Origin of the sequence: Streptacidiphilus jeojiensis (genome assembly GCF_042510965.1) — a bacterium.
GTDB lineage: Bacteria > Actinomycetota > Actinomycetes > Streptomycetales > Streptomycetaceae > Streptacidiphilus > Streptacidiphilus jeojiensis.
Window position 1 is genome coordinate 167,369 of the sequence record NZ_JBEUKS010000012.1, and the last position, 22,223, is coordinate 189,591.

Genomic DNA, 22,223 nt, shown 5'->3' on the forward strand with positions numbered 1-22,223 from the left:
CGGTGCGGACCGGACGGCGCGCCGGGCCGTGCAGGTGTCCACGCCGCGCGCTCGTAGGGACCTGCGGTCACCCGTCGTTCGTGCGGCGGCGCACTGCGCTGGGGGTGGTCCTCCACCATCGCTGGGCGTAGCGGCTGAGTGTGGCGCTGCTGTGCAGGCCGATGGACGCGGCGACCTGGGCCATGGTCAGGTCTGACTGCGACAGGAGCGTCTGCGCCCGATCGCGGCGGGCTGTGTCCAGGACGTCGCTGAAGGTCGTTCCCTCGTCGGCCAGTTGCCGTTGCAGGGTGCGCGGCGACATCGCCAGCAGGCCTGCGACACCGGCCATCGTGGTCGGGCCGGTGCCCAGGGAATGGCGCACGATGACGCTCACGCGTCCGGTGATCGGATGGCCGACGGTCGAGACCTGGCTGTCGAGGTAGAACAGTGCCAGGTCCCGGCTCAGCTGGTCGCTCTCGCCGAAGGTACGGTGCGGGAGGTCGGCTGGAACCCGCAGGACCGCGCCGGGCCGGTCGAAGTTCACCTGCGCGCCGAACAGTTCCTCGTACCGTGCCCGCGAGGCCAGCGGCGGATGCGGCAGCTCCACGGTGCGCAGGCCGTAGCCGCCGTGGAACAGGTACGTCATCGCCCGGTGCACGAACAGCAGTCCCCGGTCGATGCTCTGCGGCGCCGCCTGGAGGAACTCCGGGTACCCGAAGCGCAGGCCGATGGTGATGTTCGACTCGAGCGGATCGGGGACCTGGGTCAGGGTGAAGCCGGCAGCACCCTTGATCCAGTACTTCGCGGTGTATCCCAGGGCGTCCGCAGCCGTCGGCGCGTTCCTCAGAGCGACGGCCAGCGGGCCCAGGTGTCCCAGGTCCTGGCGCAGCGCGACCCTCATTCCGAAGTCCGGGCAGTGCAGTTCCCGGGCGGCCGCCTCCAGCATCGCCGCGACCGCGGTGTCGCGCACCGGCACCTCGTCGCCGTCCAGCGCTGCGGCAGGGATACCGGCGCGGCACACCATCGCCTCGGCGTCGCCACCCAGTTGCTCGATCGTCGAGCGGACTTCACCCAGCGTCGCCGAACTCACCCATCCCATTCGGCCAGCTTTGCCGCATTGGCGCGATAAGTCAAAATTGTGGCGCAATAGGTCAAGGATGTGCAGGTGAGGCCGCCTAGGGTGAGGCAGTGGGCCTTCCGTACACGGCCCACTCACTACCCGTTGGAGCGTGACCGGCACGGGCCGCTTCGGCGTGCGCCGACGGCGTACCGCCGCCTCGTCGGCAGCCGTCCGCTCCGCTGACCTGAGGAGCCCTCAGTGGCCTCACTGCTCGCGCGGATCGCCCGGTTCGCCTTCCGTCGACGGCGACTTGTGGTCGCCCTGTGGCTGCTCGCGGCCACCGTCGCGATCGCCTGCATGGCTGTGTTCGGTGGCGCAAGCAAGATCAACCAGACGTTCACCGTTCCCGGTTCGCAGTCGCAGCAGGCGCTGGACCGGATGAAGCAGGCGTTCCCGGCTTCCTCGGGCACCAACGCGCAGATCGTCTTCACCCTCCCCGCGGGGCAGAGCGTCACCACCGCTGCCGCCGAGCGGTCGATCACCTCGGTGCTGGCCGCCGCGGCCAAGGCGCCCGAGGTGGCCCAGGTCCTCTCGCCCTCCCAGACCGGTGCGGTCTCGCCGCAGCGCACCGCGGCCATCGCTGAGGTCGAGTACCAGGTCAGCGGAGCAAGCCTGTCCACCTCGACGCTCGACGCGCTCAAGAGCGCGGTACAGAGCGCCCCGCACGGCAACCTGCAGGTCCAGGTCGGCGGGCCGGCCTTCAACAACGGCGCGGCCAACCCGGGAGCGGAGGACCTGGTCGGCGTGCTCGTCGCCGTCATCGTCCTCGCGATCACCTTCGGATCCCTCGTGGCCGCCGGATTGCCGCTGCTGTCGGCGCTGTTCGGGGTCGTGATCGCCGTCGCCGCGGTGCTGTCACTGACCGGCGCGGTGGACATCTCCAGCACCGCGCTGACGCTGTCGCTGATGATCGGTCTGGCCGTCGGCATCGACTACGCCCTGTTCATCGTGACCCGGCACCGCTCCCAGTTGGCGCGCGGCATGGCCGCGCAGGAGGCGGCGGCCACGGCCGCGGGCACCGCCGGCAGCGCGGTGCTCTTCGCCGGACTCACCGTCGTCATCGCGATGGCGGGCCTGTCCGTGGTGGGCATCCCGTTCCTGACTGTGATGGGCCTGTGCGCGGCCGGTGCCGTATTCATCGCCGTGGCGGTAGCGCTGACCCTGCTGCCTGCCTTCCTCGGCTTCGCCGGCACGCGGCTGACACCCAAGCCCGGATCGCGCACGGCCCGCAGGGAAGCCGCTATTACCGACACGGCTGCCGCCTCCGGCCCGGTCAACGGCGCAGAGCGTTGGACCCGCATCGCCATCCGCCGCCCGCTGGCCACCGTGCTGATCGTGGTCGCAGCGCTCGCGGGGCTCGCCTGGCCGGCGCACTCCATGAGCCTTGGCCTGCCGGACAACGCCACCGCCCCCTCAGGCAGTTCGCAACGCGCGGCCTACCAGGAGGTCACCGCGGACTTCGGCCCCGGCTTCAACGGTCCGCTACTCGTCCTCGCCGACACCTCCCACAGTTCCGCCCCGGCGGCAGCGGCCCAGCAGATCGCCGGTTCACTCAAGGCCCTGCCGGACGTGGCGGCGGTCACCGCTCCCCGGCTGAGCGCGGACGGGAAGGCTGCGCTGATCCAGCTCGTCCCGAAGAGCGCGCCGAGCGACCAGGCCACCAAGGACCTGGTCACCGGCATCCGCGACCAGGCCGGGGCGCTGGAGCACGGCACCGGCGCGACCATAGCGGTGACCGGCACCACAGCCGTGGGCATCGACGTCTCCAGCAAGCTGGGATCGGCCATCGTGCCCTTCGCGATCGTCGTGGTCGGGCTCTCGCTCGTCCTGCTCCTGCTGGTCTTCCGGTCCCTGGTGGTGCCGGTCAAGGCAGCCCTGGGGTTCCTGCTGTCGGTCGGCGCGTCCTTCGGCGTCGTGGTCGCGCTCTTCCAGCAGGGCCACCTCGCCAAGCTGATCGGCGTGGATGCCACCGGGCCGGTCACCAGCTTCCTGCCGATCATCCTGATGGCAGTGCTGTTCGGCCTGGCCATGGACTACGAGGTGTTCCTCGTCTCCCGGATGCGCGAGGACTACGTGCACCACGGCTCGCCGATCGGGGCCGTGCACGCGGGAGCGCGCACGGCGGGCAGGGTCGTGACAGCCGCAGCCCTGATCATGTTCTCGGTGTTCGCGTCCTTCGTCACCAGCGACAACATGATCCTCAAGCAGCTCGCCTGCGCCCTGGCCGTAGGTGTGCTCATCGACGCCTTCGCTGTACGGATGACGCTGGTGCCGGCCGTGTTGGCACTCACCGGCCGCGCCGCCTGGTGGCTGCCCCGCTGGATGGACCGTGCGCTGCCGAACCTGGACATCGAAGGCACGAGCCTGGAACAGGACTGTGCCATGCAGTCGGCGGACCCGCACGGCACGCACCAGGAGCCGGCCGGCGCCTCCACACGCTGAAGCGAGCCCGGCCCCGGACGAACACCGGGGCCGGGCATGCCGGCAGAGGCCGCCGCTGTTGTCAGTGCCCGGCTCTACCCTGGCCTCAGGCCGGACACGGTGGGGGTGGGCATGGCCAAGGTTCTCCCGACGAAGAAGACCGAGCGGGCGGGCGTCAACCAGTTCCGATCACTCCTGGAATCTGCTGGGCACATCGTCCAGGAGATCGACGGCGGGAACGACTACGGCGAGGACTGCTACCTGAGCTTCACCGAGTACGGACAGCGCACCGGCGACATCGCGGCGGTGCAGATCAAGAGCGGAGTGACCTACCGCAGGGACACGGGCTACGCCATACCGTGCCGGGACCACGTGAACGACTGGTCGCAGAGCCGGATCCCCGTGATCGGCGTCGTGTGGGACCCCGAGATTCGCAAGCTGTACTGGGTCAACCTGACCCGGTACATCCGCCAGGAACTGGCGCAGGGCAAACACCCGCGCAGCGTGCCGATCGACGAGCACGCGATCCTGGACCAGAACACGATCAAGGCCGTCACGCAGGAGATGCGCCGCTATATCGCGCGCGATGACCACTCGCACCGGCAGGGGCCGAGCCCTGCCCTCGGCTTGGCGGCGGCAGTCAGGCGCTACCGCAACCGCAACTCCAACGAGATCGAGAGCCCAGCCCAGGGTGGCAAGGCGATGCCGCACGCAGCGGCGCAGGTCGAGTTCATCGACCGCCACCCACACCTGATCGACAACACCATGAAGTGGCTCGTGCGCACGGTCACCGCCGCCGTGCTGGCCATGATGATTCCCGGCCTCTACACGGTCGTTGCCAGCCAGTACCCGCACCTGTGGCCGCTGTGGTTCCCGGCCTACTTCGGCATGGTGGGCTACATGCTGCGCGTGGGCGAGCAGGTCGGCGAAGCCCGCCACATCAAGTGGGTGCGGTACGCCGCATACTTCCTGATCCTCTCCGGGTGGTACGTCGCGCTAGGGACCGAACTGCACGGCTGGTCTCCGAATCGCACATTCTGCTGGGTCTTCGTGGTGGAGGTGCCGGTTCTCGCCCAGTTCGCCCTATTGAAGATCATGTTCTACCTGTACGCCCGGGAGAGGGCACGCCGTAGACGGCTCGCGGCAGCGTACGGTGATGCGGCCTGGGAGGCAGGGGCTGAGGGCTGAGGTCCGGCGTACGGCTCGGTCACTGTGTGCCGATGCTGATACCTGCCGCCATGGTTCACCCGCCGTTGGGGCGGGTGATCTCCGCGAGCAGTGCCGGGCCGGTCCACTGGCGGGCCTTGCCGGGGGGCTGTGTCTCCGCGTCCTGGACCAGGCTGATGAGCCGGCGGCTGGCCGGGGCGGGCAGGCCGTGCCGTTCGGCGAGGGAGAGGACTTCGCCCTGGAGGGAGTCGATCTCGGTGGGGCGCCCGCGCTGCAGGTCCTCCCACATCGAGGAGCGGGCCTGGCCGTCGATCCGCAGGGTGTTGCCGGCCACGCGCTGGAACAGGGAGTCGGGCAGCCGCAGGACGCGCGGCATCCAGGCGGCGGGGACCGGGCCGAGCTGGGCCGGCTCGATACCCGCGCCCCGGAACGCCGCGAGTGCCTCCTGCTGACACAGCGCCAGGCAACTGCGGTAGGCACGCTGTCCGAGCTGCTCGCGCAACGGCAGCCCGGACAGGGCGTTGACCGCGTTGTTGAGGTTCATCAGCAGCTTGGCGGCCTGCACGGTCGGCATGTCCCGGCGCAGCTCCAGCTTCAGACCGGCGGCCCGCGCCGCCTGGGCCAGGGTGTCGGCGCGGGGAGCGTCCTGGAGCATGAGCTGCCCGCCGCTGCCCTGGTGGAAGGAGGCCGTCCCGGTGCGCACCACGTTGTAGGGGACCATACCGGCGAGGACCACCTGGTTCGGCAGCGCGGCGCGCAGGACCCGCGGGTTGTGCAGGCCGTTCTGGAAGCTGACCACCACTGTCTCCGGAGTCAGGTGCGCGGCCAGCGCGAGGGCGGCGTCCGCCGTGTCACCGGACTTGACGCACACCAGCACGTAATCCGCGCCGGCCGCGGCCGCCGCGTCGGTGGCCAGCCCCACCCCTACGGCCTGGTGGCGCGCGGTGCCGGGCCCGGTCAGGGTCAGCCCGGCCTGCTCGATGGCGGCCATCGCGGCGGGGCGGCCGATCAAGGTGACGTCGGCGACCTGGGACAGCATGCCGCCCAGGTGGCAGCCGATGCTGCCGGCGCCGAGCACGGCGATGCGAAGGCGGGGGGTGGGGGTGCTGGACACGGTGGCTCCTGCGGGTGGTCCGGTCAGTGGAACAGGTCGGGGTCGGAGGCGGTGATCTGGTCCCACAGCGGGCGGGCCTGGAACCAGCCCGCGAGGTGGCTGCCGACCTGCTCACGGGTGATCAGCGCGGTCTCCCGGTCGATGAGTTGGGGCGTGCCCGCGGCCATCGCGAGCAGTTGGGCCTGGCAGGAGCGTTCCATGGTGATGAACCACCACACGGCCTCGGCCACCGACTCGCCGACGGTCAGCAGTCCGTGGTTCTTCAGGATGGCAGCCTTTGCGCCGCCGAGCGCGTCGGCGATCCGCTTGCCCTCCTCGATCTCGTTGGCCACGCCGCGGTAGTCGCTGTACAGGGCGTGGTCCTCGAAGAAGGCGCAGGCGTCCTGGGTGATCGGGTCCAGCAGGATGCCCAGGCTGGAGAACGCCTTGCCGTGCAGCGAGTGCGCGTGGGCTGCGGCAATGGCGTCCGGGCGTGCGGCGTGCACCTGCGAGTGGATGACGTAGGCGGCCTTGTTCACCGGGCGGTTGCCGTACAGCAGCGTGCCCTCGTGGTCCACCAGGATCAGGTCGGAGGCCTTGATCTGGCTGAAGCTCATGCCGAACGGGTTGACCCACAGCCACTCGGGGCGCTCCGGGTCGCGGACGGTGATGTGCCCGGCCACCCCCTCGGAGAAGCCGAGCTTCCCGAACAGGCGGAAGCCGGCGGCCAGTTGCTCCTTGCGGTACTGCCGTTCGGCCTCGACCGAGTCGAAGGTCGGCGGCATCGGCACGATCAGATCCGTCGGGGCGGGCCCGAGGGCGGCGGCGAGGGCGGGCGGCAGTGCGGTGGTCATGGCGTGCTCCAGGGTGGTGGTGGCATGCGGACAGTCAAAAGATACAGAGGTGAATCCGATACGTCTATGCATCTGATACGGGTAGGTATGCAGAGCGGTAGGGTGGGGGGTTCCGGTCGCACCACACACAGGAGAGACATCCCGATGCCCAAGGGAGTGACCAAGAGGCGCCCGCGTACCCGCACCGCCCTGCTGCAGGCGGCGCTGGAGTGCTTCGCCGAGCAGGGCTTCCGCGCCGCCTCGATCGAGCAGATCTGCGAGAGCGCCGGCTACACCCGCGGAGCGTTCTACTCCAACTTCAACAGCAAGGAAGAGCTGTTCCTCGCCCTGTTCGACGCGCACAGCGAACAACTCCTCGACCGGATGACCACACTGATCGACTCGACCGAACTCACCCTGCAGGGCCTGGTCGACGCCCTGGCCGACATCGAACCCGCCGAACGCGACTGGTACCTGGTCACCACCGAGTTCACCCTGCACGCCATCCGCGACCCGCAGGCCGCCGCGGCCCTGGCCCAGCACGACGCACAACTGCGCGCCGCCCTCGCCCGCGGTCTGACCCACTGCCTGGCCAGGGCAGGCCGCACCCTCACCGTGGACGCGGACGAACTCGCCCGGCTGCTCATCGCCGTCCGCGAGGGCGGACTGGCCCAGAGCTACGTGGAACCGGAGCAGCTGCCCCCCGGCCAGCTCGAACGCCGTTTCCTCCCAGGCGTGTTGACCGCATTCACCACCGAGGGGTGACCCGGAGGGACCACGCCGCCAGCCCGGTTCCTTCGGTGAGGGCAGCGTCATTGGTCCCGCCGGGAGTGGTGACCTGGTTGCACAGGTCGGACGGTGATGCGCCTGTGGCGTAGGAGGGTCGCCCGCCAGGCGCATTCCTTTGACTCGCTGGTCGTTGGACCGGTTGGGTGACCGGGACCGGGGTGCCGCATGGTGGTCACGGTGAGGGTGTCACTGCGCTCTGTAGTCCTCCAGACCGAAGCCGCCCTGCCCAAAAGCTGCCTAGGAAACGCTCAGCGTCCTACGGCCCAGGCGCAGCCGCGGGTGCGTCCGAGCAACTGGACCTGGGCATCTTCACCGACACGGCATGAGCCCCGGGCGGTGAGCTTGTCCGAGGCCATATGCCTGTGCATGGCGGTGAAGCTGGCCACGGCCCCCAAAAAGCAGGTGTGTTACGCCTGCTTCTTGGATGCCGTCGGTTCCCGCACGGCGTCGTAGAGCGCTGGCAGGCCCGACTCGGACGCCAGCTCGCCTAGGACGCGGTGCAGGGTTGCGCGGTCGGCTGCAGCCAGGTCCGCGAACATCGTCGCGTCCAGACCCTCCAGACCGGTGTTGGCTCGGGCAAGCAGGTCGGACCCGGCCGCAGTGATCTCGACGACGTACCTGCGCCGGTCCTGCCGGTCCCGCGCACGCGCCAGGTACCCGGTGTTCTCCAGGAAGTCCAGGCTGCTCGCCATCGTGGCGGGGTCGATGCGCAAGTACGCGCCGAGACCCAGCTGTGGCTGGGGGCCGTTGTCCGCGAGCGCCTGCAGAATGCTGTAGTGACGAACCCTGAGCCCCAGGGCGTCCAGTCGGTCCTCGCTCAACCGGAAGGCCACCTGGCCCAACTTGAGCAGCAGGCAGACCGTGTGGTCCGCCACCGACCCGGGCACCAAGGAAACCTCGGGCACCGTTCACCCACTTCACCGTTTGAGGTACGTACGATTTCGCTTGCCATCGTATGCGAGGTGCAGTCCGACGACGGCACGCTCGGGCCGACGATCCACATGTTCGACAGGACCGGCAGGGTCATGGGCACCTGCCCGATCCCCTGGCGGTCAAAGCTGTCTGACGAGGTTGGGATTAGACGCGGGCAGGCCCAGGGTAAGCCTCAAGTCTCTGTCTATTTGACAAGGAAAAATGTCATCTTGACAGCTAGGGGTGGCTGAGGAAGAGTGGCGCTCGATACCGATGCAACAGGTGTGTTCATGCGCCCGCCGTACTGACCAGGGGACGGTCTTCACCCGTGGGAGGTTGGCCGCTCCATGAGCAGGCTCAGCTCTGAGACCTCGCCCTATCTGCTTCAGCATGCGGCCAATCCGGTGGATTGGTGGCCCTGGGGCAAGGAGGCGATGGCGGAGGCGGTCAGGCGGGATGTACCCGTCCTGTTGTCAATCGGTTATTCGTCATGCCATTGGTGCCAGTGCAGGTGTAAAGGCCGGTAGTCCTGACCTGGACCTATGTCAAGAGGTGACAGCATGAGTACCGAACGTGATGAACTTGACGCGGAGATCGAAGCCTGGGCCGCAGCGCAGGTGGCGGAGTCACCTTCGTGGACGGCGGAGAAGTGGGAGAGCATCCTCGCCGGGTTGAGGCCGAGCAAGTCGGAGTAGCGCTAGGGGCTTTGAGGGCCTGGTCGGGGTGGTTCCGGCGTACCCGATCAGGCTGCCGCCAGTGCATGCTCAGAAGCAGTAGCGTCTCGCTCGCCTGCCATGCATCGACCTCACTTACCTGGAGCCAGCCGAGCGGGAACGGCTGTGGGGCCTGGACACGCCCGTGGAGTACAGCCACGCGCTCACCGAGCAGCTCGGCGGCCAGATCGCGGCGGGCCTGGCCATCACCGGCTTCGCCAAGGCGCCGCACCACTCGGACGCCACCGCAAGCTGCCTCTCCGGCTACTTCGCCACGAGAATGGTGAAGGCGGGCGCCGGTCATTGACCTCCGGCTACGCGATCCGTGCTAGGGACCGCAGGCGTGTTCATACTCTGCCCTAACGATCAAGGACAGCCGGAGTCGCAGTGCCTCATGAGGGCTCAGAGCCTGTCGGTCCCGACGGCCAGCAGCTGGATGGGACTCCAGGGAGTTGATCGGCCCTTGCCCAGTTCCCGGCAGGCTGAGACCCAGGTGCGAATCGCTGAAGCGCCGAGCGGGTCCGGTCGGGCGCCCTATCGATCGGCGCCTTCCGGCTTTGCCCGCTCCCATCCGCCTCCTCGGAGTCTGGCTCTCAGGCGCTGGGCCTGGCCGCTGTGGCCCGCAGGCGGGGCGCAGTTCTCTGGTCGTTCCCTGCTGTTCTTTGGGGAGGGCGGCATTGTCAGACCCGGCCGCTAGCCTTGGTCGGGGGTTCGCAGGAGGGAATGAGCGTTGGCCGGATTCCAGATCAATCATCGCGAGATCGACAACATGGTCCGCGAGATCAAGAAGAGTTTCGAACAGGCGTCTCGACGCCATCAGATCCGAGTTCCGGTTGGGGCTGACATTCCCGGCGGGTCCGGCGCGGACGAGGATCCGTACTTGCCGAAGGCACTGCTGTGGCTGGACGGGCAGGCATCAATGCAACCGGGGGCCCTGCAGGACATGAAGGAGTTCGCCGTCGGTGAGGGACTGCCCGACGAGGAGGCCAGTGGACTTGCCCTTCAACTGGAGCAGCACGGCTTCGTCCAGATCGCTCGTAGTCTCGCCGACGACACGGACGTCTATCTGACGGACGAAGGTCGTGTGGAGGTCCGGCGGCTGCGGAAGCTGGCCGGTGATCGTGTCGCGCGCGCCAACCACTCCTGCGACGGATTGCTGCGCTGGCTGCATGACCGGGACACCCCTGTTGAACCCGGGTACTTCGCCGACTCCCCGACCGCGTACTTCGCTGGCACAGCCCTCACCTCCCGAGAGATCGCTACTTCTGTCGCGGAGCTTGTCCGAGCCGGTCTCGCGGCAGAAGAGGTCGATCAAGCGAATGCCGACTCGTACCGCCTGAGCATTACCGCGGCCGGCGCGGACTGTGTCCGCAGCGGCCACACCGTTAGGAGTTACATGGACAGCAAGAGCACCGGATCAACCACGAACAACTATCACGGCAGTTCCGTCGTCCACGGGGCAGTCAGCGGCGGTGTCATTTCCACCGGCCACCACAACGCGATCAACGTGGGTAACGGGATTGATGCCCAGGCTCTCGCCGCTCTGGTGCAGGGCCTGCGCGACGCTGCACCGCAGCTTGGCCTTGAACCTGTCGATGCCGAAGACTACGCGGTCGAGGTCGAAGCCTTGGAGCGAGACGGTAGTGACGCTGTACAGGGTGGGCGAATCTGGCGGAGGATCACACGCCTGGCCGGGCCAGCGTTCACGACTGCCCTCGCTGCTGGTGCCGGTGAGCAGCTCGTTGAACTCGGTAGCAGGCTCTACAGCTGATCCAGAGAACCAGCAGTACGCCCTCAGGAGTCCGTCGCTGATCTGGAGGAGATGCTGCGTGCCTAGCGGGAGGTGACGCCGGGCGTGGCGGCGGACGACCCGGTCTGGGCGGGCCATCTGCCCGGACCGGTCGCGGGGCAGCTCGGCTGGGTGCACTCGACCTTGTTGGAGTCCTTCAGCCGCCAGATGGTTGCTGGCAGCCCGTCCGCCCAGGTTGCTGTGGAGGCGGCTGACCTGCTGGATCAGATGCGAGTGCGGCTCGGTGACGCCGTCCTCGGCTACGTTCGGCGCGCTGCGCGGTAGCGGTCTTCGCCGCAGGCGGGGTCCTCCCGCGGACTACCTGAACCGATACCGCGGTACCGCTCCCAGCTGGAAGTTCAGCCTGCGGTGCTGGGGGTGCGGGGTCGGCGCGAACCTACGGTGGGGATGTGGCCGGCGGTAGAGCCGTCGCCAGCACTCTCCCCCTGAGGTGTGCCGCACCGGAACCCGAGGACGCATCCCATGATCGAAATTCAGCAGCTGGTCAAGCGCTACGGCGCCAAGACGGCCGTCGACGGCCTCGACTTCACGGTGAAGCCCGGTGTGGTGACGGGTTTCCTGGGGCCCAACGGGGCGGGGAAGTCCACCACGATGCGCATGATCATCGGTTTGGACGCCCCGACCAGTGGATCGGTCACGGTCAACGGCCGCCGCTACGCGGAGCACCGTGCGCCGCTGCTGGAGGTGGGCGCCCTGCTGGAGGCCAGGTCCATCCACCCGGGCCGCTCCGCCTACAACCACCTCAACGCCCTGGCCCTGACCCACGGCATCCCGCGCCGCCGGGTTGACGAGGTCATCGAGATCACCGGTCTGACCAAGGTCGCCAAGAAGCGCGCCGGGGCATTCTCGCTGGGCATGGGCCAGCGCCTGGGGATCGCCGCGGCGCTGCTGGGCGACCCGCAGACGATCATGCTGGACGAGCCCGTCAACGGGCTGGACCCCGAGGGCGTGCTGTGGGTGCGCAACCTGCTCACCGGCCTCGCCGCTGAGGGCCGCACCGTCTTCATCTCCTCCCATCTGATGAGCGAGATGGCGCAGACCGCGACGAACCTGATCGTGGTCGGGCGAGGCAGGCTGCTGGCCGACACCACGGTCGAGCAGTTCGTGCGGGACGCCGGCGGCGACCGTGTCAAGGTCGTGTGCGAGGACCCGGCCCGGCTGCGCGAGCTGCTGGCCGGCCCCGACGTGGAGGTCACCGGCGCCCCCGGCTCCCGGGAGCTGACCGTCTCCGGTCTGACGACACACCACATCGGGACCACGGCCTTCGCGTACGGGATCCCGATCTACGAACTTACCCGGCAGTCGGTGTCCTTGGAGGAGGCGTTCATGTCGATGACCGAAGACTCCGTGGAGTACCACGGCACCACCGCCCCTGCGTCCCTGAGGAGCGCCGCATGAGCACCCTGACCGTTCGTCCCGCAGTCTCCCTGGACAGCTCGTCCTGCAAGGTGACCGGCCTGCGCGTGCTGCGCGCGGAGTGGGCCAAGATGTGGTCCCTTCGGTCCACCTGGATCACCCTGGGCGTGGCGTTGGTTCTGCTGCTGCTGGCCGGGACGCTTGCGGCTGCGAACTACTCGCCGACCGGGGGCACCGTCCGCGGGCCCGGAGCCGACGCCAAAGACGCGGTCGCGCTCGCACTGAGCGGCATCGACTTCGCGCAGTTGGCCATCGGCGTGCTCGGGGTGCTGATCGCGGCCGGCGAGTACTCGACCGGCATGATCCGCTCCACCCTGGCGGCGGTGCCGAGCCGACTGCCCGTGCTGTGGTCCAAGGCCGCCTGCTACGGAGCCGTCGCGGCAGTGGTGGCCACCGTCGGCGCGCTCGCCGCCTTCCTGGCCGGCGCACACTCCTTGAGCGGCGACGCGATCTCGCTGAGCCTGTCCTCCGACGGCGTGTTGCGCAGCCTGCTGGGTGCCGGGCTGTACCTGGGCCTGGTCGGCGTCTTCGCCGTCGCTCTGGGCACCCTGGTGCGTTCGGTCGCCGGCGGCATCGGGCTGCTGGTCGCCACGCTGATGCTACTGCCGGTCCTGACCGGCCTGCTGCCCTCCGGCCTGGGCGACGACATCAGCCCCTATCTCCCGGGCAACGCGGGAAGCTCGGTCTTCGCGCTGCACCAGGCGAGCAACACCCTCAGCCCCGGCGCCGGACTCGCGGTCTTCGCCGGCTGGGTCGTGCTGGCGCTGGCCGGGGCGGCGTGGCGGCTCAAGCGCTCCGACACGTAGGCCGGATCCGCTGTGCTGTTGCAACCCTGGACCCCTGCGGCCGCCCTACAGTGGCCGCGGGGGCCTTTGCGCAGGAACGGCCCGCCCTCGAAAGAACAGGTGCCAGGAACGTGAGGCATGGCAGCAGCGTCGGGCCCGAGGAGCTGTTTCCGCCCGAGTTCGAGCAGATGTGGCAGAGTCCACTGGCTCGTCGGCTGGTGCGCACCGCTCGACGGGTGCACCTGGGCAGCCGGAGCCACGCGCTGCCCCTGGACGCCGCCCTGGCTCTGGTGGCACTGGCGGCCGGCCTGGCCGGGGTCATCGTCCTTGACCGCGGCGGCCAGACCGTCGGGCCCGCGGAGACTGTGCTGCTGGTGGGGAGTGTCCTCGGCCAGGCGGTGCCGCTCGTATGGCGGCGGCGGGCCGCGCTGCCGGTTCTCGCAGTAGTCATGGTCTCCAGCACCGTGCAGTGGTGGATCAACCAACCCCAGCGAAGCGTCGTGGCCGTGCTGATCGCGATGTACTCGGCCTCCCGTTACGCGCGGCTGCGGTGGCTGCCATGGTCCATCCCGTTCCTTGCGGCGGCGCTGTCCGTGCCCGCGTTCCGGGTTGTCCCGTTCAGGGAGCACGTCTACTACAGCCTGTTCTTCCTGTACGCCACCGGCGTCGCGGCGGTCGCGCTGGGCTTGGTGGTTCGAGTGCGGCAGGCCCAGCTGGACGCTCTTGCCGACCGTGCCGCCCGGCTGGAGGTGGAGCGAGAACAGAGGGTCCAGCTGGCGACCCTCGCCGAACGCTCCCGCGTCTCCCGGGAGATGCACGACATCATCGGACACAACCTCGCTGTGATGATCGGCCTCGCCGACGGGGCGGCCTTTGCCGCCGCCAACGACCCCGCGCGCGGAGCCGAGGTCCTCCCGGTCATCGCCAGCACCGGTCGTCAGGCGCTCAGCGAACTGCGCCGCACCCTCAGCGCCCTGAACGAGCACCCCGACGATTCCGCAGACGGCCCCGCCCCCGGCTTCGAACTCGCGCCCCAGCCCGGCCTGGCGGACCTGGCCCCGCTACTGGAGCGCATCGGGGCGGCCGGGCCGCAGATCACCCACCGCACGGTCGGCGACCTCACCACGCTCGCCCCCGGAGTCCAGCTGACGGTCTACCGCATCGTCCAGGAGGCCCTGACGAACAGCCTCAAGCACGCCGGGCCGACGACCGGCATCCAGGTAGTGCTGCGCGTCCTCGGAGGGGTTGTCGATGTGCGCGTTCAAGACAGCGGCCGCCCCGAGGAAGCGTCAGCCGCTCCGCGATCCGGGCACGCGGAACAGGGCCTGGTGGGCATCCATGAGCGGGCCGTGCTCGCCGGCGGCACCGCGTCCGCCGGGCCGACCCGCGAAGGAGGCTGGCTCGTCCACGCCGTCGTGCCCCTGACCACACCGCCCACCCGGGAGGAAGACCAGCCGTGACTACCGTGCTCATCGTCGACGACCAGCCGCTGCAACGGCTGGGCTTTCGCATGCTGTTGGAGAACAACCCCGACACCAGCGTCGTTGGGGAGGCGTCCCACGGAGCCGAAGCCGTTCGGCAGACAGCCGAGCTGCGCCCCGATGTGGTGCTGATGGACATCCGGATGCCCGGCATGGACGGCATCGAGGCCACCCGGCTCATCGTGGCCTCGGGCAGCCGCTCGAAGGTGCTGGTCCTGACGACCTTCGACGGGGACGCCTACGCCTACAACGCCCTACGCGCTGGGGCGAGCGGATTCCTGCTCAAGGACGCCCTACCGCAGGATCTCCTGGCCGGGATCCGCGCCGTAGCCGCTGGGGACTCTGTCGCCGCGCCGGCTTTGACCCGGCGCCTGCTGGCCGCCTTCGTCCAACAGCCCCCGCCCGGCAGCGAAACGGACGATGAAACGCTGGCGGACCCACGGCTGGAGGTCCTGACCAAACGCGAGCACGAAGTCCTGGAAGCTCTGGCCCAGGGGCAGACCAACAGCGAGATCGCCGAACGCCTGGTCCTCTCGGAGTCGACCATCAAGACGCATGTCAGCCGGATCCTCGGGAAGATCGGGGCCCGGGACCGCGTCCACGCCGTGATCATCGCCTACGAGACCGGGCTGGTCCGACCGGACGTCCCGCCGCACAACTGACCCACGCCGAGCAACTCGGGCTTTCCCCCTAGTGGCCAGGTGATGCCCAACAGCGCCCCCGCGCATCCCCTGTGTCGCTACACCCTGGTCCGCCCGGGGTGGTGTTCGCCGACGCCGAGTCGCAGATTGTGCGCGTCGAGGTCAAGTGGGCCTGGAGTCCGGCCAGATCACGCGCCGACACCAGGTTCTCTCGCCGACCGGATGCGGCCCTTGGGGAGGAATTTCGTTTGCAGGACCGGCCCGGCCCATCCGGCCAGTGCGCCCATCAGCAACGCCGCTGTGATCGTCCACAGGACGTTGTCGCTCACCCCGGCCCGTATGCCGCCCATCTGCATGCCGAACAGGCCAAGGCTGAGATGGACCTGGCCGGCGGCCATCCACGCTACCGCTCCCAGAACGGCAGCGGTGGTCACACTGAACTTGATCGGCAGCCCGAGGGGACCGGCGAGGAGATCCTGGCGGGGCTTGCGCGGGCGGGTCGTCGAGCCGGTGCGAGCCGCGACCGCGGCGCAGCCCAGGAGTGCAACGAGGGCAACCGCGAGGGCGGCCAGCCACAGCGGCCATCCGGCTGTGGTCAGGGAGTCCAGGTGCAGGGTGCGGTCGTGCTGCCCTGCGAACGGGCTGCCTCCCGTGCCGCCCATCATGCCAGCCATCGGGTTGCCGCCCTGGGGGCTGGCGGGGTGCGTGCTGGCTGTCCACGGGGAGCCGAGGCCGAGCGTCAGGAGCACGATCACGGCGTTCGGAGCGAGCAGCAGAGCGGCTCCAGCCGCGGTCTGCACCCGGCCGCCGGCCACGATTCCGACGAGGGTGAAGACGAGCAACGGAGCGGCTCCCAGGATGAGAAGGGTGCGCAGCAGAGCGGAAAGCCCAGGCGCCCAGTGGGGTCGGAGCCGGTCCAGTAGACCGCCCAGTTGCAGCCTGACGCGGCGGCTGATCAGACATCCCACGGTGAGAACGACTGTCAACCACAGGACGCTGCCGAACATGGCCGATACCGGGTCCACGTGGTAGCCCACGGCGAGGCCGTTCGCTCCGCTGCCGAGGAGGCCGCTGAGGGGGCTTCCGCCACCGGTAGTTCCTGTTGCGGAACCACCGGCGCCCAGTCCGCTCATCGCCGACTTGGGGAGCTTGAGCGTGCCCGAAGCGAGGCCGGCGACGATGGTGAGGCTGATGCTCGCCGCGGTCACTGTCCCTGCGATGCGCACCGCCAGCTCATTTTCGCTGAGCTGAGGTAGCCGCCGGGAGAACACGAACCAGAGCACGAGTGTGCCGAGCAGCGTCACTCCCAGCGGCATCAGGTCGACGGCTCCGCTCACCGTCGGGCTCATCCCCCCGCCGAACATGCCCCCCATCCCGGTGGCCTGTGAAGCTGTGCTCGACGCGGTGGAGTGAGCGCTAACGGCGCCTCCGACGGCCATGGCGGTCACGGCCAGGGCAAGGGACCGGGTCGAGCCCACAGATCCCGCGTTGACCAGGGACAGGGCGAGGGCGGAGAGGAACAACATGGCGGTGACCGCGCACAAGGACGCGGCCGCGCCCTCCAGGGCGCTGCGCCACAACAGGGCCGGGGCCGGCCTGCGGCGTGGGGGTGTGCGGCGCGCCTGGGACCGGGGGCGGGGTCGGGAGGCTGGAGTGCCTGCAGGGTGAGGACGGGATGCGGCGGGGGACATGGAGGGCACTCCGCTTCGAGGGGTACTGGGCGGCTTTCAACGGTCGTGAGGGCGGCGGGGCCCGGTGCGTTGCCGGGCCCCGCCGCGGGCCTCTTGGCTGAGGCGGTTGGGCCGGCTGCCGAGGTCGCGTCCGGCAGAGAAGCAGGGGGCTCCTTGCCGGACGCGACGTCGTAGGTGCGCGTCGGTGGTCAGCTGTGCGCGGGCTCGGCCTCGGGGGCTGGTGTCGCCTGGCGGTGGACCAGCTTGGAGGGCCACCAGTTCCATCGGCCCAGCAGCAGCACGGCGGAGGGCACCAGCAGGGTGCGGACCAGGAAGGTGTCCATGAGGATGCCGAGCGCCAGCCCGGTGCCGACGTCGCGCAGCTGGTTGTTGCCGTTGTTGGCGCCGTTGATGGCCAGGACCGCGAACGTGCCGGCCAGGACCAGTCCGGCGGAGGTGACGGTGGTGCCGGTGGCGTTCAGGGCCTTGCGTACGGCCTCGCGCAGCGGGAGGTGGTGGGCCTCCTCGCGGATGCGGGTCATCACCAGGATGTTGTAGTCCTCGCCGAGGGCGAGCAGGAAGACGAACATCAGGAAGGGGAGGATGAAGACCAGGCCGCCGGAGTGGTCGAGCTTGATGAACAGCAGCACCGCCAGGCCCAGCGAGGAGAAGTAGGACAGTGCGACCGACGCGATCAGGTAGAGCGGGGCCACGAGGCTGCGCATGACCAGGATCAGCAGCAGGCCGATGACGGCGATGGCGATCGGGATGACGCTTCCCAGGTCGTTGCTGGAGGTGTCGCTGACGTCGTAGAGGCCGGCCGCCTGTCCGAGGACACCGCTGTCGGTGGCACCGATCTTCTGGGCGACGGCGGTGGTCTTCGCGCGGAGGTCGGGGACGGCGTTCATGGCTGCCGAGGTGTCCGGGGAGCCGGCGGTCAGTTCCACGCGGAACTGGACGGTCGTGCCGTCAGGGCTGACGTACTGGGCGGTGGAGCGGTACGCCTGGTACTGGGCCACGGTGAACTTGCCGTCGATCAGCGCGGCCCCCGTGCCCGTGCCGCCTGCGGCCTTCGTTCCCGCTCCGGCCTTCGTGTGGGCGGGTGAGCTGTTGCCGCCGGCCGGGTTCGCCGCTGCCGAGCGGGTTGGGAGCGGGGGTGTGGGGGAGAGTTTGTCCGCGGGGCCGAGCGCGGTGTGCATGTCGGTGTAGTCGGCGGCGGTCAGGTTGACGCCGTTGGGGGAGAGCGGTCCGGTGACGTTCTTGAACTGCGAGGCCGACTGCAGCTGCTGCTGGGCGTCGGCGAGCGCGGTGGTGTCCGCCCAGGCGGATTGCGGCAGTTGGAAGACCAGCATGGTCGGGTTGGCCGTGGTCCGTGGGAAGTGCTCGGTGAGCAGAGCCTGGCCTTGGGCGGAGTCGGTGCCGGCGGGCGCGCTGGTGCCGCCGCTGAAGCCTGCGGGGGTGTAGCCGGTGGAGGCGGCCGCGAGGGCGCCGAAGAAGGCGAGGCCGATGCAGAGGGTCGCCACCGGGCGCTGCACGATGCTCCCCGAGATCCGGCCCCACAGGCCTGTCTTGGGGATGCCGGGCCGGATCCGGCTGGGCCAGAACACCGCCCGGCCCAGGATCGCCAGTAGCGCGGGCAGCAGGGTCAGCCCGGCGAGCAGCATCAGGCCGATGCCGATGGCGAGCGGGATGCCGAGGTTGGAGTAGACCCCGAAGCTGGCTGCCAGCAGTGACAGCAGGGCGGCGATCACCGTGCCCGCGGAGAAGGTGATGGACTCGCCGACCTTCTCCACCGCCGAGACCACGGCCTCCTTGGGCGCGGTGCCGGCGCGCAGCTCCTCGCGGACTCGGAAGACCAGGAAGAGCCCGTAGTCGGTGCCGGCTCCCAGGACCAGGACCACCAGCAGCACCGAGGCGAGCGAGGAGATGCTCAGGCCGTGTACCGCCGCTTCCGCGATCAGCGGGCCGGACATCAGCACGACCAGCAGCGCGGGCAGCAGGGTGACCAGCGGGGCCAGAACGGCCCGGAACACGAAGGCGAGTACGACGATGATCAGCAGCAGGGACAGGCCCTGGGTCTGGCTGCTGCTGTTGCCGGACTGCTTGCTGTTGTCCACGTCGGTGGCCACGGGGCCAGCCAGGTGCGCCTGCAGGCCGCTGGGCAGGGAGGTCGCCGACACCGCGGACCGCAGGTCTGCGACGATCGTGGTCTCCTCCTGCTGCTTCTGCCCCCCGGTGGCGGAGAGGTTGGCCAGCACCTGGAGCTGTTCGGCCTTACCGTCCGCGGACCTGCCGGTGTCCTTGACCTGGTGGACCGACGGCTCCTTACCCAGCTTCTGCTGGAGGCCGGCGATGGCGCTCTCGTCCGCTGCGGTCAGCTGGCCGTCGCGGGCCACGATCACGGTGATCGAGGTCAGGTTGCTGGGCTGGAGGTTCGAGGCGAGTGTGGCGGCGTGCTGGCTGGGGGCGTTGGCGGGCAGGAAGCTGGTGTTGTCGTTCTGGGTGACGCTGGACAGCGACGGCAGCAGGTGGACCACCGCGATGGCCGCGCCGACCCACAGGGCCACCAGCGGCCATCGGAACCGGACCGAGAACCGGCCGATCGCGCGGAAGACGGAATGCAAGGTGTTTCTCCTCGTCGTGAATCCCCCAGGGCGGGGCGTCGCCGCTGCGGTCGCGGCGGTACGCCTGCACGCCCGCGCAACCGGACGGACCAAGGAGGCGGAGCGCAGGCGTGCAGGCTGTGCTCAACCCTGCCCGGGCGCTGACGGGGCCCGCGTCCCGCTCAGGTCGGTTTGCCCGTACCGCGACCGCGGTATCGGGTCCTGTCACGCGCTACCCCCACCGTGGTGCCGTGACCGGTACCACGGCATGAGGCCCGGGGCTCGCCGGCCGTTTAGCGTGGGTGCCATGGACGGTTCCACCCGCAGGCCACTTGCTCCCCCCGCCGCTGGCTGCGCCCGGCAGCGAAGCCGGGACATCGCCGGGGCGGCGGGAGTCGCCTGCCTGCTCCTGGTCAGTGCCCTCGCCGCGAAGGCCACCGGTGGAGCCGAAGCCCTCGGCCCGACCCGTCAGGCGACGCACCTGACCGGGTGGCTGCTGGCCGTCATCCTGGTCACCTGCGTCGCGCTGCCCTGGCGGCGGCGCCGACCGCTGACTGTGGTCGCCGTGACCACCGCTGGCGCGGCCGTCTACCTGGCGGGACGCGGCTCTCCGCCCACCCTGCTGATCGCCCCCATGATCGCCCTCTACCACCTCGCGGCCACCTTCGACCGCCGCAGCGCCCTGCTCTACGGGCTGCCGGCGGTGGCCGTCCTAGTGGGCTCGGTCGGGCTGCTGCGTCCCGGTGTCTGGTACGACCCGATCATCCTGGCGGTGACCGCGCTGACGCTGCTGGCCCTCGCCGCAGGGGACGCCACGCGTAGCCGTCGGGCCGTGCTGGCCGCGGCCCAGGAGCGGGCCCACCGCGCCGAACACGAGCGGGACCTGGAGTCACGCCGCCTACTCATCGAGGAGCGGCTGCGGATCTCCCGCGACCTGCACGACCAGGTCGGCCACCAACTGGCCCTGATCCACGTGCACGCCGGAGCGGCCGACTACGTCCTGGACGAGCAGCCCGCCCAGGTCCGCGCCTCCCTCGCGCACATCCGCTACGCGGCCAAGACCGCGCTTGAGGAGCTCAAGGACACCGTCGGCCTGCTCCGGGAGCCCACCGACGGCATCCGGCCCACCGAGCCCACGGTCGGTCTCGACGCCCTCGACGAGCTTGTGGAGACCTTTCAGGCATCCGGCCTGCCGGTGGAGTGCCGCCGCGAGGGCCGGCCGGGACCGCTGGCATCGGCTGCGGACGTGACGGCCTACCGAATCGTCCAGGAGGCGCTGACCAACGTGTGCAAGCACGCCGGGTCCGTCCGCACCACCATCGGCCTGACCTACGAGCCCGGACGGCTGCGCATCGTCGTCGACAACGAGGGCCAGCGGCTCGGGCCGCTGAGCGACCAGAGTGACGAGGGACGTGGCCACGGCCTGCGCGGCATGCGTGAACGCACGCAGATCATCGGCGGCAGCCTCGACGCCGGCCCCCGCGACGCAGGCGGGTTCCGCGTCAGCGCCACGCTCCCGCTCTCCCCGGCGCCCGACCCGGCCGAGCAGTTCGCGTCGGCCGGGGGCCGCTCATGAGCATCCGCGTGCTGCTGGCCGACGACCAGGCCCTACTGCGGGCCGGTTTCAAAGTCCTCATCGACGCCACTGCGGGCATGGATGTCGTCGCCGAGGCCGCCAACGGCCACGAGGCCGTCCGGCTCACCCGGCAGAGCAGGCCGGATGTGGTCCTGATGGACATCCGCATGCCCGAACTGGACGGGATCGCCGCCACCCGCATGATCACCGGGGACCCGGACCTGGCCGACGTCCACGTCCTGGTCCTGACCACCTTCGAGACCGACGATTACGTCTACCAGGCCCTGCGCAGCGGAGCGAGCGGCTTCCTGGGCAAGAGCGTAGGACACCGCGAACTCATCGACGGCATCCACACCGTCGCCCTGGGCGACGCGCTGCTGACACCGGTCGCGCTCAGATCGCTCATCACCCGGCTGCTGCCCCGACAGGAGCTGCAACAGACCCCGCACCCGGCCTTGGAGCGTCTGGCGACGCTCACCGAACGCGAGCGCCAGATCCTGGTCCTGGTCGCCGCGGGCCTGTCCAACGACGACATCGCCACCCGACTCGACGTCAGTCCGCAGACCGCCAAGACGCACGTGAACCGGGCCATGGCCAAGCTCCAGGCCCACGACCGCGCCCAACTCGTGGTCATCGCCTACGAGACCGGACTGGTTCGGCCCACGCACCTCACGCAGTGAGGTGCGTGCCGCACCTGGCGGACGTGCACCGCCCGCGGTACGCCGCAGAGTCCGGCATACCGCGGGCGCGGTATGCGGGTGGCGACCGGAGGTGGACGCGCGCGGCATCGGTGGCGGGCAGGCTGGTGCGCAATTCGCAGTTCCATTCCTCCACAGCGTCACCAACACACCCTGTTCGGGAATTCCCACAGGAATTGAGCCCGTCGCTCTTTCTGGCATGCCGGAAAACCGCCCGGTCGGTGACGCCCTGACGACATGGCCAATAAGCGCCAGTCACAGCCGTTGCCCCGAAAAGTCAGCCGTCCCTACCGTCCTCCGGTACCGGTGCACGACGTGTACCGCGTCCCCCCACGGAGGTTCCACACGTGCGTGCAAGAAGAACCCTGCGCGCAGTGGCCACAGCCGCTGCCGCACTGGCAGCGCTCATAGTGCCGCTGTCATCCGCAACTCCCGCCGCAGCCACCCCCGCGGCTGGTTCCCCGTACTCGGCAGCCCAAGGCCAGACCCCGGCGCAGACCACTGCCGACCAAGGCA

The 22,223-nt window shown here is 69.7% G+C and carries 19 protein-coding genes and 1 pseudogene; 14 read left to right on the plus strand and 6 right to left on the minus strand.

Translation table 11 applies throughout. The features are described 5' to 3' along the window. Positions 1-67: 67 nt before the first annotated feature. Complete coding sequence (locus ABUW04_RS29625; RefSeq protein WP_380567481.1) at positions 68-1,078, minus strand: AraC family transcriptional regulator; 1,011 nt, start codon at positions 1,076-1,078, stop codon at positions 68-70. A 219-nt stretch (positions 1,079-1,297) separates the two neighbouring features. Here ABUW04_RS29625 and ABUW04_RS29630 point away from each other — a divergent pair, with 219 nt between their 5' ends. After that, on the plus strand, positions 1,298-3,541 hold the full coding sequence (locus ABUW04_RS29630; protein ID WP_380567482.1) for an MMPL family transporter: 2,244 nt from the start codon (positions 1,298-1,300) through the stop codon (positions 3,539-3,541). A 111-nt stretch (positions 3,542-3,652) separates the two neighbouring features. Then, positions 3,653-4,708 (plus strand): DUF4365 domain-containing protein, encoded by a 1,056-nt coding sequence (locus ABUW04_RS29635; protein ID WP_380567483.1) that lies wholly within the window; start codon positions 3,653-3,655, stop codon positions 4,706-4,708. Positions 4,709-4,763: 55 nt separating this feature from the next. On the opposite strand, the gene ABUW04_RS29640 is transcribed toward ABUW04_RS29635, so the two are convergent. Together ABUW04_RS29640 and ABUW04_RS29645 are read right to left on the minus strand one after the other, a co-directional pair. Further along, the gene (locus ABUW04_RS29640) at positions 4,764-5,801 is read right to left on the minus strand and encodes a 2-dehydropantoate 2-reductase (protein ID WP_380567484.1); all 1,038 of its coding nucleotides are present in this window, start codon (positions 5,799-5,801) and stop codon (positions 4,764-4,766) included. 23 nt (positions 5,802-5,824) lie between these two features. Next, on the minus strand, positions 5,825-6,634 hold the full coding sequence (locus ABUW04_RS29645) for a class II aldolase/adducin family protein (protein ID WP_380567485.1): 810 nt from the start codon (positions 6,632-6,634) through the stop codon (positions 5,825-5,827). A 144-nt stretch (positions 6,635-6,778) separates the two neighbouring features. Between ABUW04_RS29645 and ABUW04_RS29650 the strand changes: the two genes are divergently transcribed. Further along, entirely contained in the window at positions 6,779-7,378 is a 600-nt protein-coding gene (locus ABUW04_RS29650; protein ID WP_380567487.1) for a TetR/AcrR family transcriptional regulator, read from the plus strand. A gap of 431 nt (positions 7,379-7,809) precedes the next feature. Here ABUW04_RS29650 and ABUW04_RS29655 read toward each other — a convergent pair whose 3' ends face one another. After that, the gene (locus ABUW04_RS29655; protein WP_380567489.1) at positions 7,810-8,289 is read right to left on the minus strand and encodes a MarR family winged helix-turn-helix transcriptional regulator; all 480 of its coding nucleotides are present in this window, start codon (positions 8,287-8,289) and stop codon (positions 7,810-7,812) included. Positions 8,290-8,661: 372 nt separating this feature from the next. On the opposite strand from ABUW04_RS29655, the pseudogene ABUW04_RS29660 reads away from it, so the two are divergent. The 9 genes and pseudogenes from ABUW04_RS29660 to ABUW04_RS29700 form a co-directional block, all read left to right on the plus strand. Continuing rightward, positions 8,662-8,817 (plus strand): annotated as a pseudogene (locus ABUW04_RS29660) (DUF255 domain-containing protein); the annotation flags it as partial. Between the two features lie 57 nt (positions 8,818-8,874). Continuing rightward, on the plus strand, positions 8,875-9,009 hold the full coding sequence (locus tag ABUW04_RS29665) for a hypothetical protein (protein WP_380567491.1): 135 nt from the start codon (positions 8,875-8,877) through the stop codon (positions 9,007-9,009). A 163-nt stretch (positions 9,010-9,172) separates the two neighbouring features. Beyond that, positions 9,173-9,334: a hypothetical protein gene (locus tag ABUW04_RS29670; protein WP_380567492.1), complete on the plus strand. Its 162-nt coding sequence runs from the start codon at positions 9,173-9,175 to the stop codon at positions 9,332-9,334. Positions 9,335-9,757: 423 nt separating this feature from the next. Then, positions 9,758-10,798, plus strand: coding sequence for a hypothetical protein (locus ABUW04_RS29675; protein WP_380567493.1), 1,041 nt, complete (start codon positions 9,758-9,760; stop codon positions 10,796-10,798). An 84-nt stretch (positions 10,799-10,882) separates the two neighbouring features. Continuing rightward, the gene (locus ABUW04_RS29680) at positions 10,883-11,101 is read left to right on the plus strand and encodes a hypothetical protein (protein ID WP_380567495.1); all 219 of its coding nucleotides are present in this window, start codon (positions 10,883-10,885) and stop codon (positions 11,099-11,101) included. Positions 11,102-11,299: 198 nt separating this feature from the next. Beyond that, a complete protein-coding gene (locus ABUW04_RS29685) occupies positions 11,300-12,235 on the plus strand; it encodes an ABC transporter ATP-binding protein (RefSeq protein WP_380567497.1) in 936 nt (311 codons plus the stop codon). After that, entirely contained in the window at positions 12,232-13,059 is an 828-nt protein-coding gene (locus ABUW04_RS29690; protein ID WP_380567499.1) for an ABC transporter permease, read from the plus strand. Before ABUW04_RS29685 ends, ABUW04_RS29690 begins: the two co-directional genes overlap by 4 nt. Positions 13,060-13,169: 110 nt before the next feature. Beyond that, entirely contained in the window at positions 13,170-14,498 is a 1,329-nt protein-coding gene (locus ABUW04_RS29695) for a sensor histidine kinase (RefSeq protein ID WP_380567501.1), read from the plus strand. After that, the gene (locus tag ABUW04_RS29700; protein ID WP_380567503.1) at positions 14,495-15,181 is read left to right on the plus strand and encodes a response regulator; all 687 of its coding nucleotides are present in this window, start codon (positions 14,495-14,497) and stop codon (positions 15,179-15,181) included. The genes ABUW04_RS29695 and ABUW04_RS29700 overlap by 4 nt, the downstream gene beginning before the upstream one ends. Before the next feature lie 167 nt (positions 15,182-15,348). Here the strand turns inward: ABUW04_RS29700 and ABUW04_RS29705 are convergent, their stop codons facing one another. Beyond that, complete coding sequence (locus tag ABUW04_RS29705; protein ID WP_380567506.1) at positions 15,349-16,851, minus strand: streptophobe family protein; 1,503 nt, start codon at positions 16,849-16,851, stop codon at positions 15,349-15,351. A gap of 188 nt (positions 16,852-17,039) precedes the next feature. Next, positions 17,040-19,454 (minus strand): MMPL family transporter, encoded by a 2,415-nt coding sequence (locus ABUW04_RS29710; protein WP_380567508.1) that lies wholly within the window; start codon positions 19,452-19,454, stop codon positions 17,040-17,042. Positions 19,455-19,740: 286 nt separating this feature from the next. On the opposite strand from ABUW04_RS29710, the gene ABUW04_RS29715 reads away from it, so the two are divergent. Continuing rightward, positions 19,741-21,009: a sensor histidine kinase gene (locus ABUW04_RS29715; RefSeq protein WP_380567510.1), complete on the plus strand. Its 1,269-nt coding sequence runs from the start codon at positions 19,741-19,743 to the stop codon at positions 21,007-21,009. Continuing rightward, entirely contained in the window at positions 21,006-21,689 is a 684-nt protein-coding gene (locus tag ABUW04_RS29720; protein WP_380567512.1) for a response regulator transcription factor, read from the plus strand. Before ABUW04_RS29715 ends, ABUW04_RS29720 begins: the two co-directional genes overlap by 4 nt. Positions 21,690-22,223: the final 534 nt, after the last annotated feature.

Coding starts and splice junctions, on each gene's coding strand:
- ABUW04_RS29705 (WP_380567506.1), bottom strand. CDS start 16,851: ATGTCCCCCGCCGCATCCCGTCCTCACCCTGCAGGCACTCCAGCCTCC.
- ABUW04_RS29635 (WP_380567483.1), top strand. CDS start 3,653: ATGGCCAAGGTTCTCCCGACGAAGAAGACCGAGCGGGCGGGCGTCAAC.
- ABUW04_RS29665 (WP_380567491.1), top strand. CDS start 8,875: ATGAGTACCGAACGTGATGAACTTGACGCGGAGATCGAAGCCTGGGCC.
- ABUW04_RS29690 (WP_380567499.1), top strand. CDS start 12,232: ATGAGCACCCTGACCGTTCGTCCCGCAGTCTCCCTGGACAGCTCGTCC.
- ABUW04_RS29625 (WP_380567481.1), bottom strand. CDS start 1,078: ATGGGATGGGTGAGTTCGGCGACGCTGGGTGAAGTCCGCTCGACGATC.
- ABUW04_RS29650 (WP_380567487.1), top strand. CDS start 6,779: ATGCCCAAGGGAGTGACCAAGAGGCGCCCGCGTACCCGCACCGCCCTG.
- ABUW04_RS29715 (WP_380567510.1), top strand. CDS start 19,741: ATGGACGGTTCCACCCGCAGGCCACTTGCTCCCCCCGCCGCTGGCTGC.
- ABUW04_RS29645 (WP_380567485.1), bottom strand. CDS start 6,634: ATGACCACCGCACTGCCGCCCGCCCTCGCCGCCGCCCTCGGGCCCGCC.
- ABUW04_RS29685 (WP_380567497.1), top strand. CDS start 11,300: ATGATCGAAATTCAGCAGCTGGTCAAGCGCTACGGCGCCAAGACGGCC.
- ABUW04_RS29720 (WP_380567512.1), top strand. CDS start 21,006: ATGAGCATCCGCGTGCTGCTGGCCGACGACCAGGCCCTACTGCGGGCC.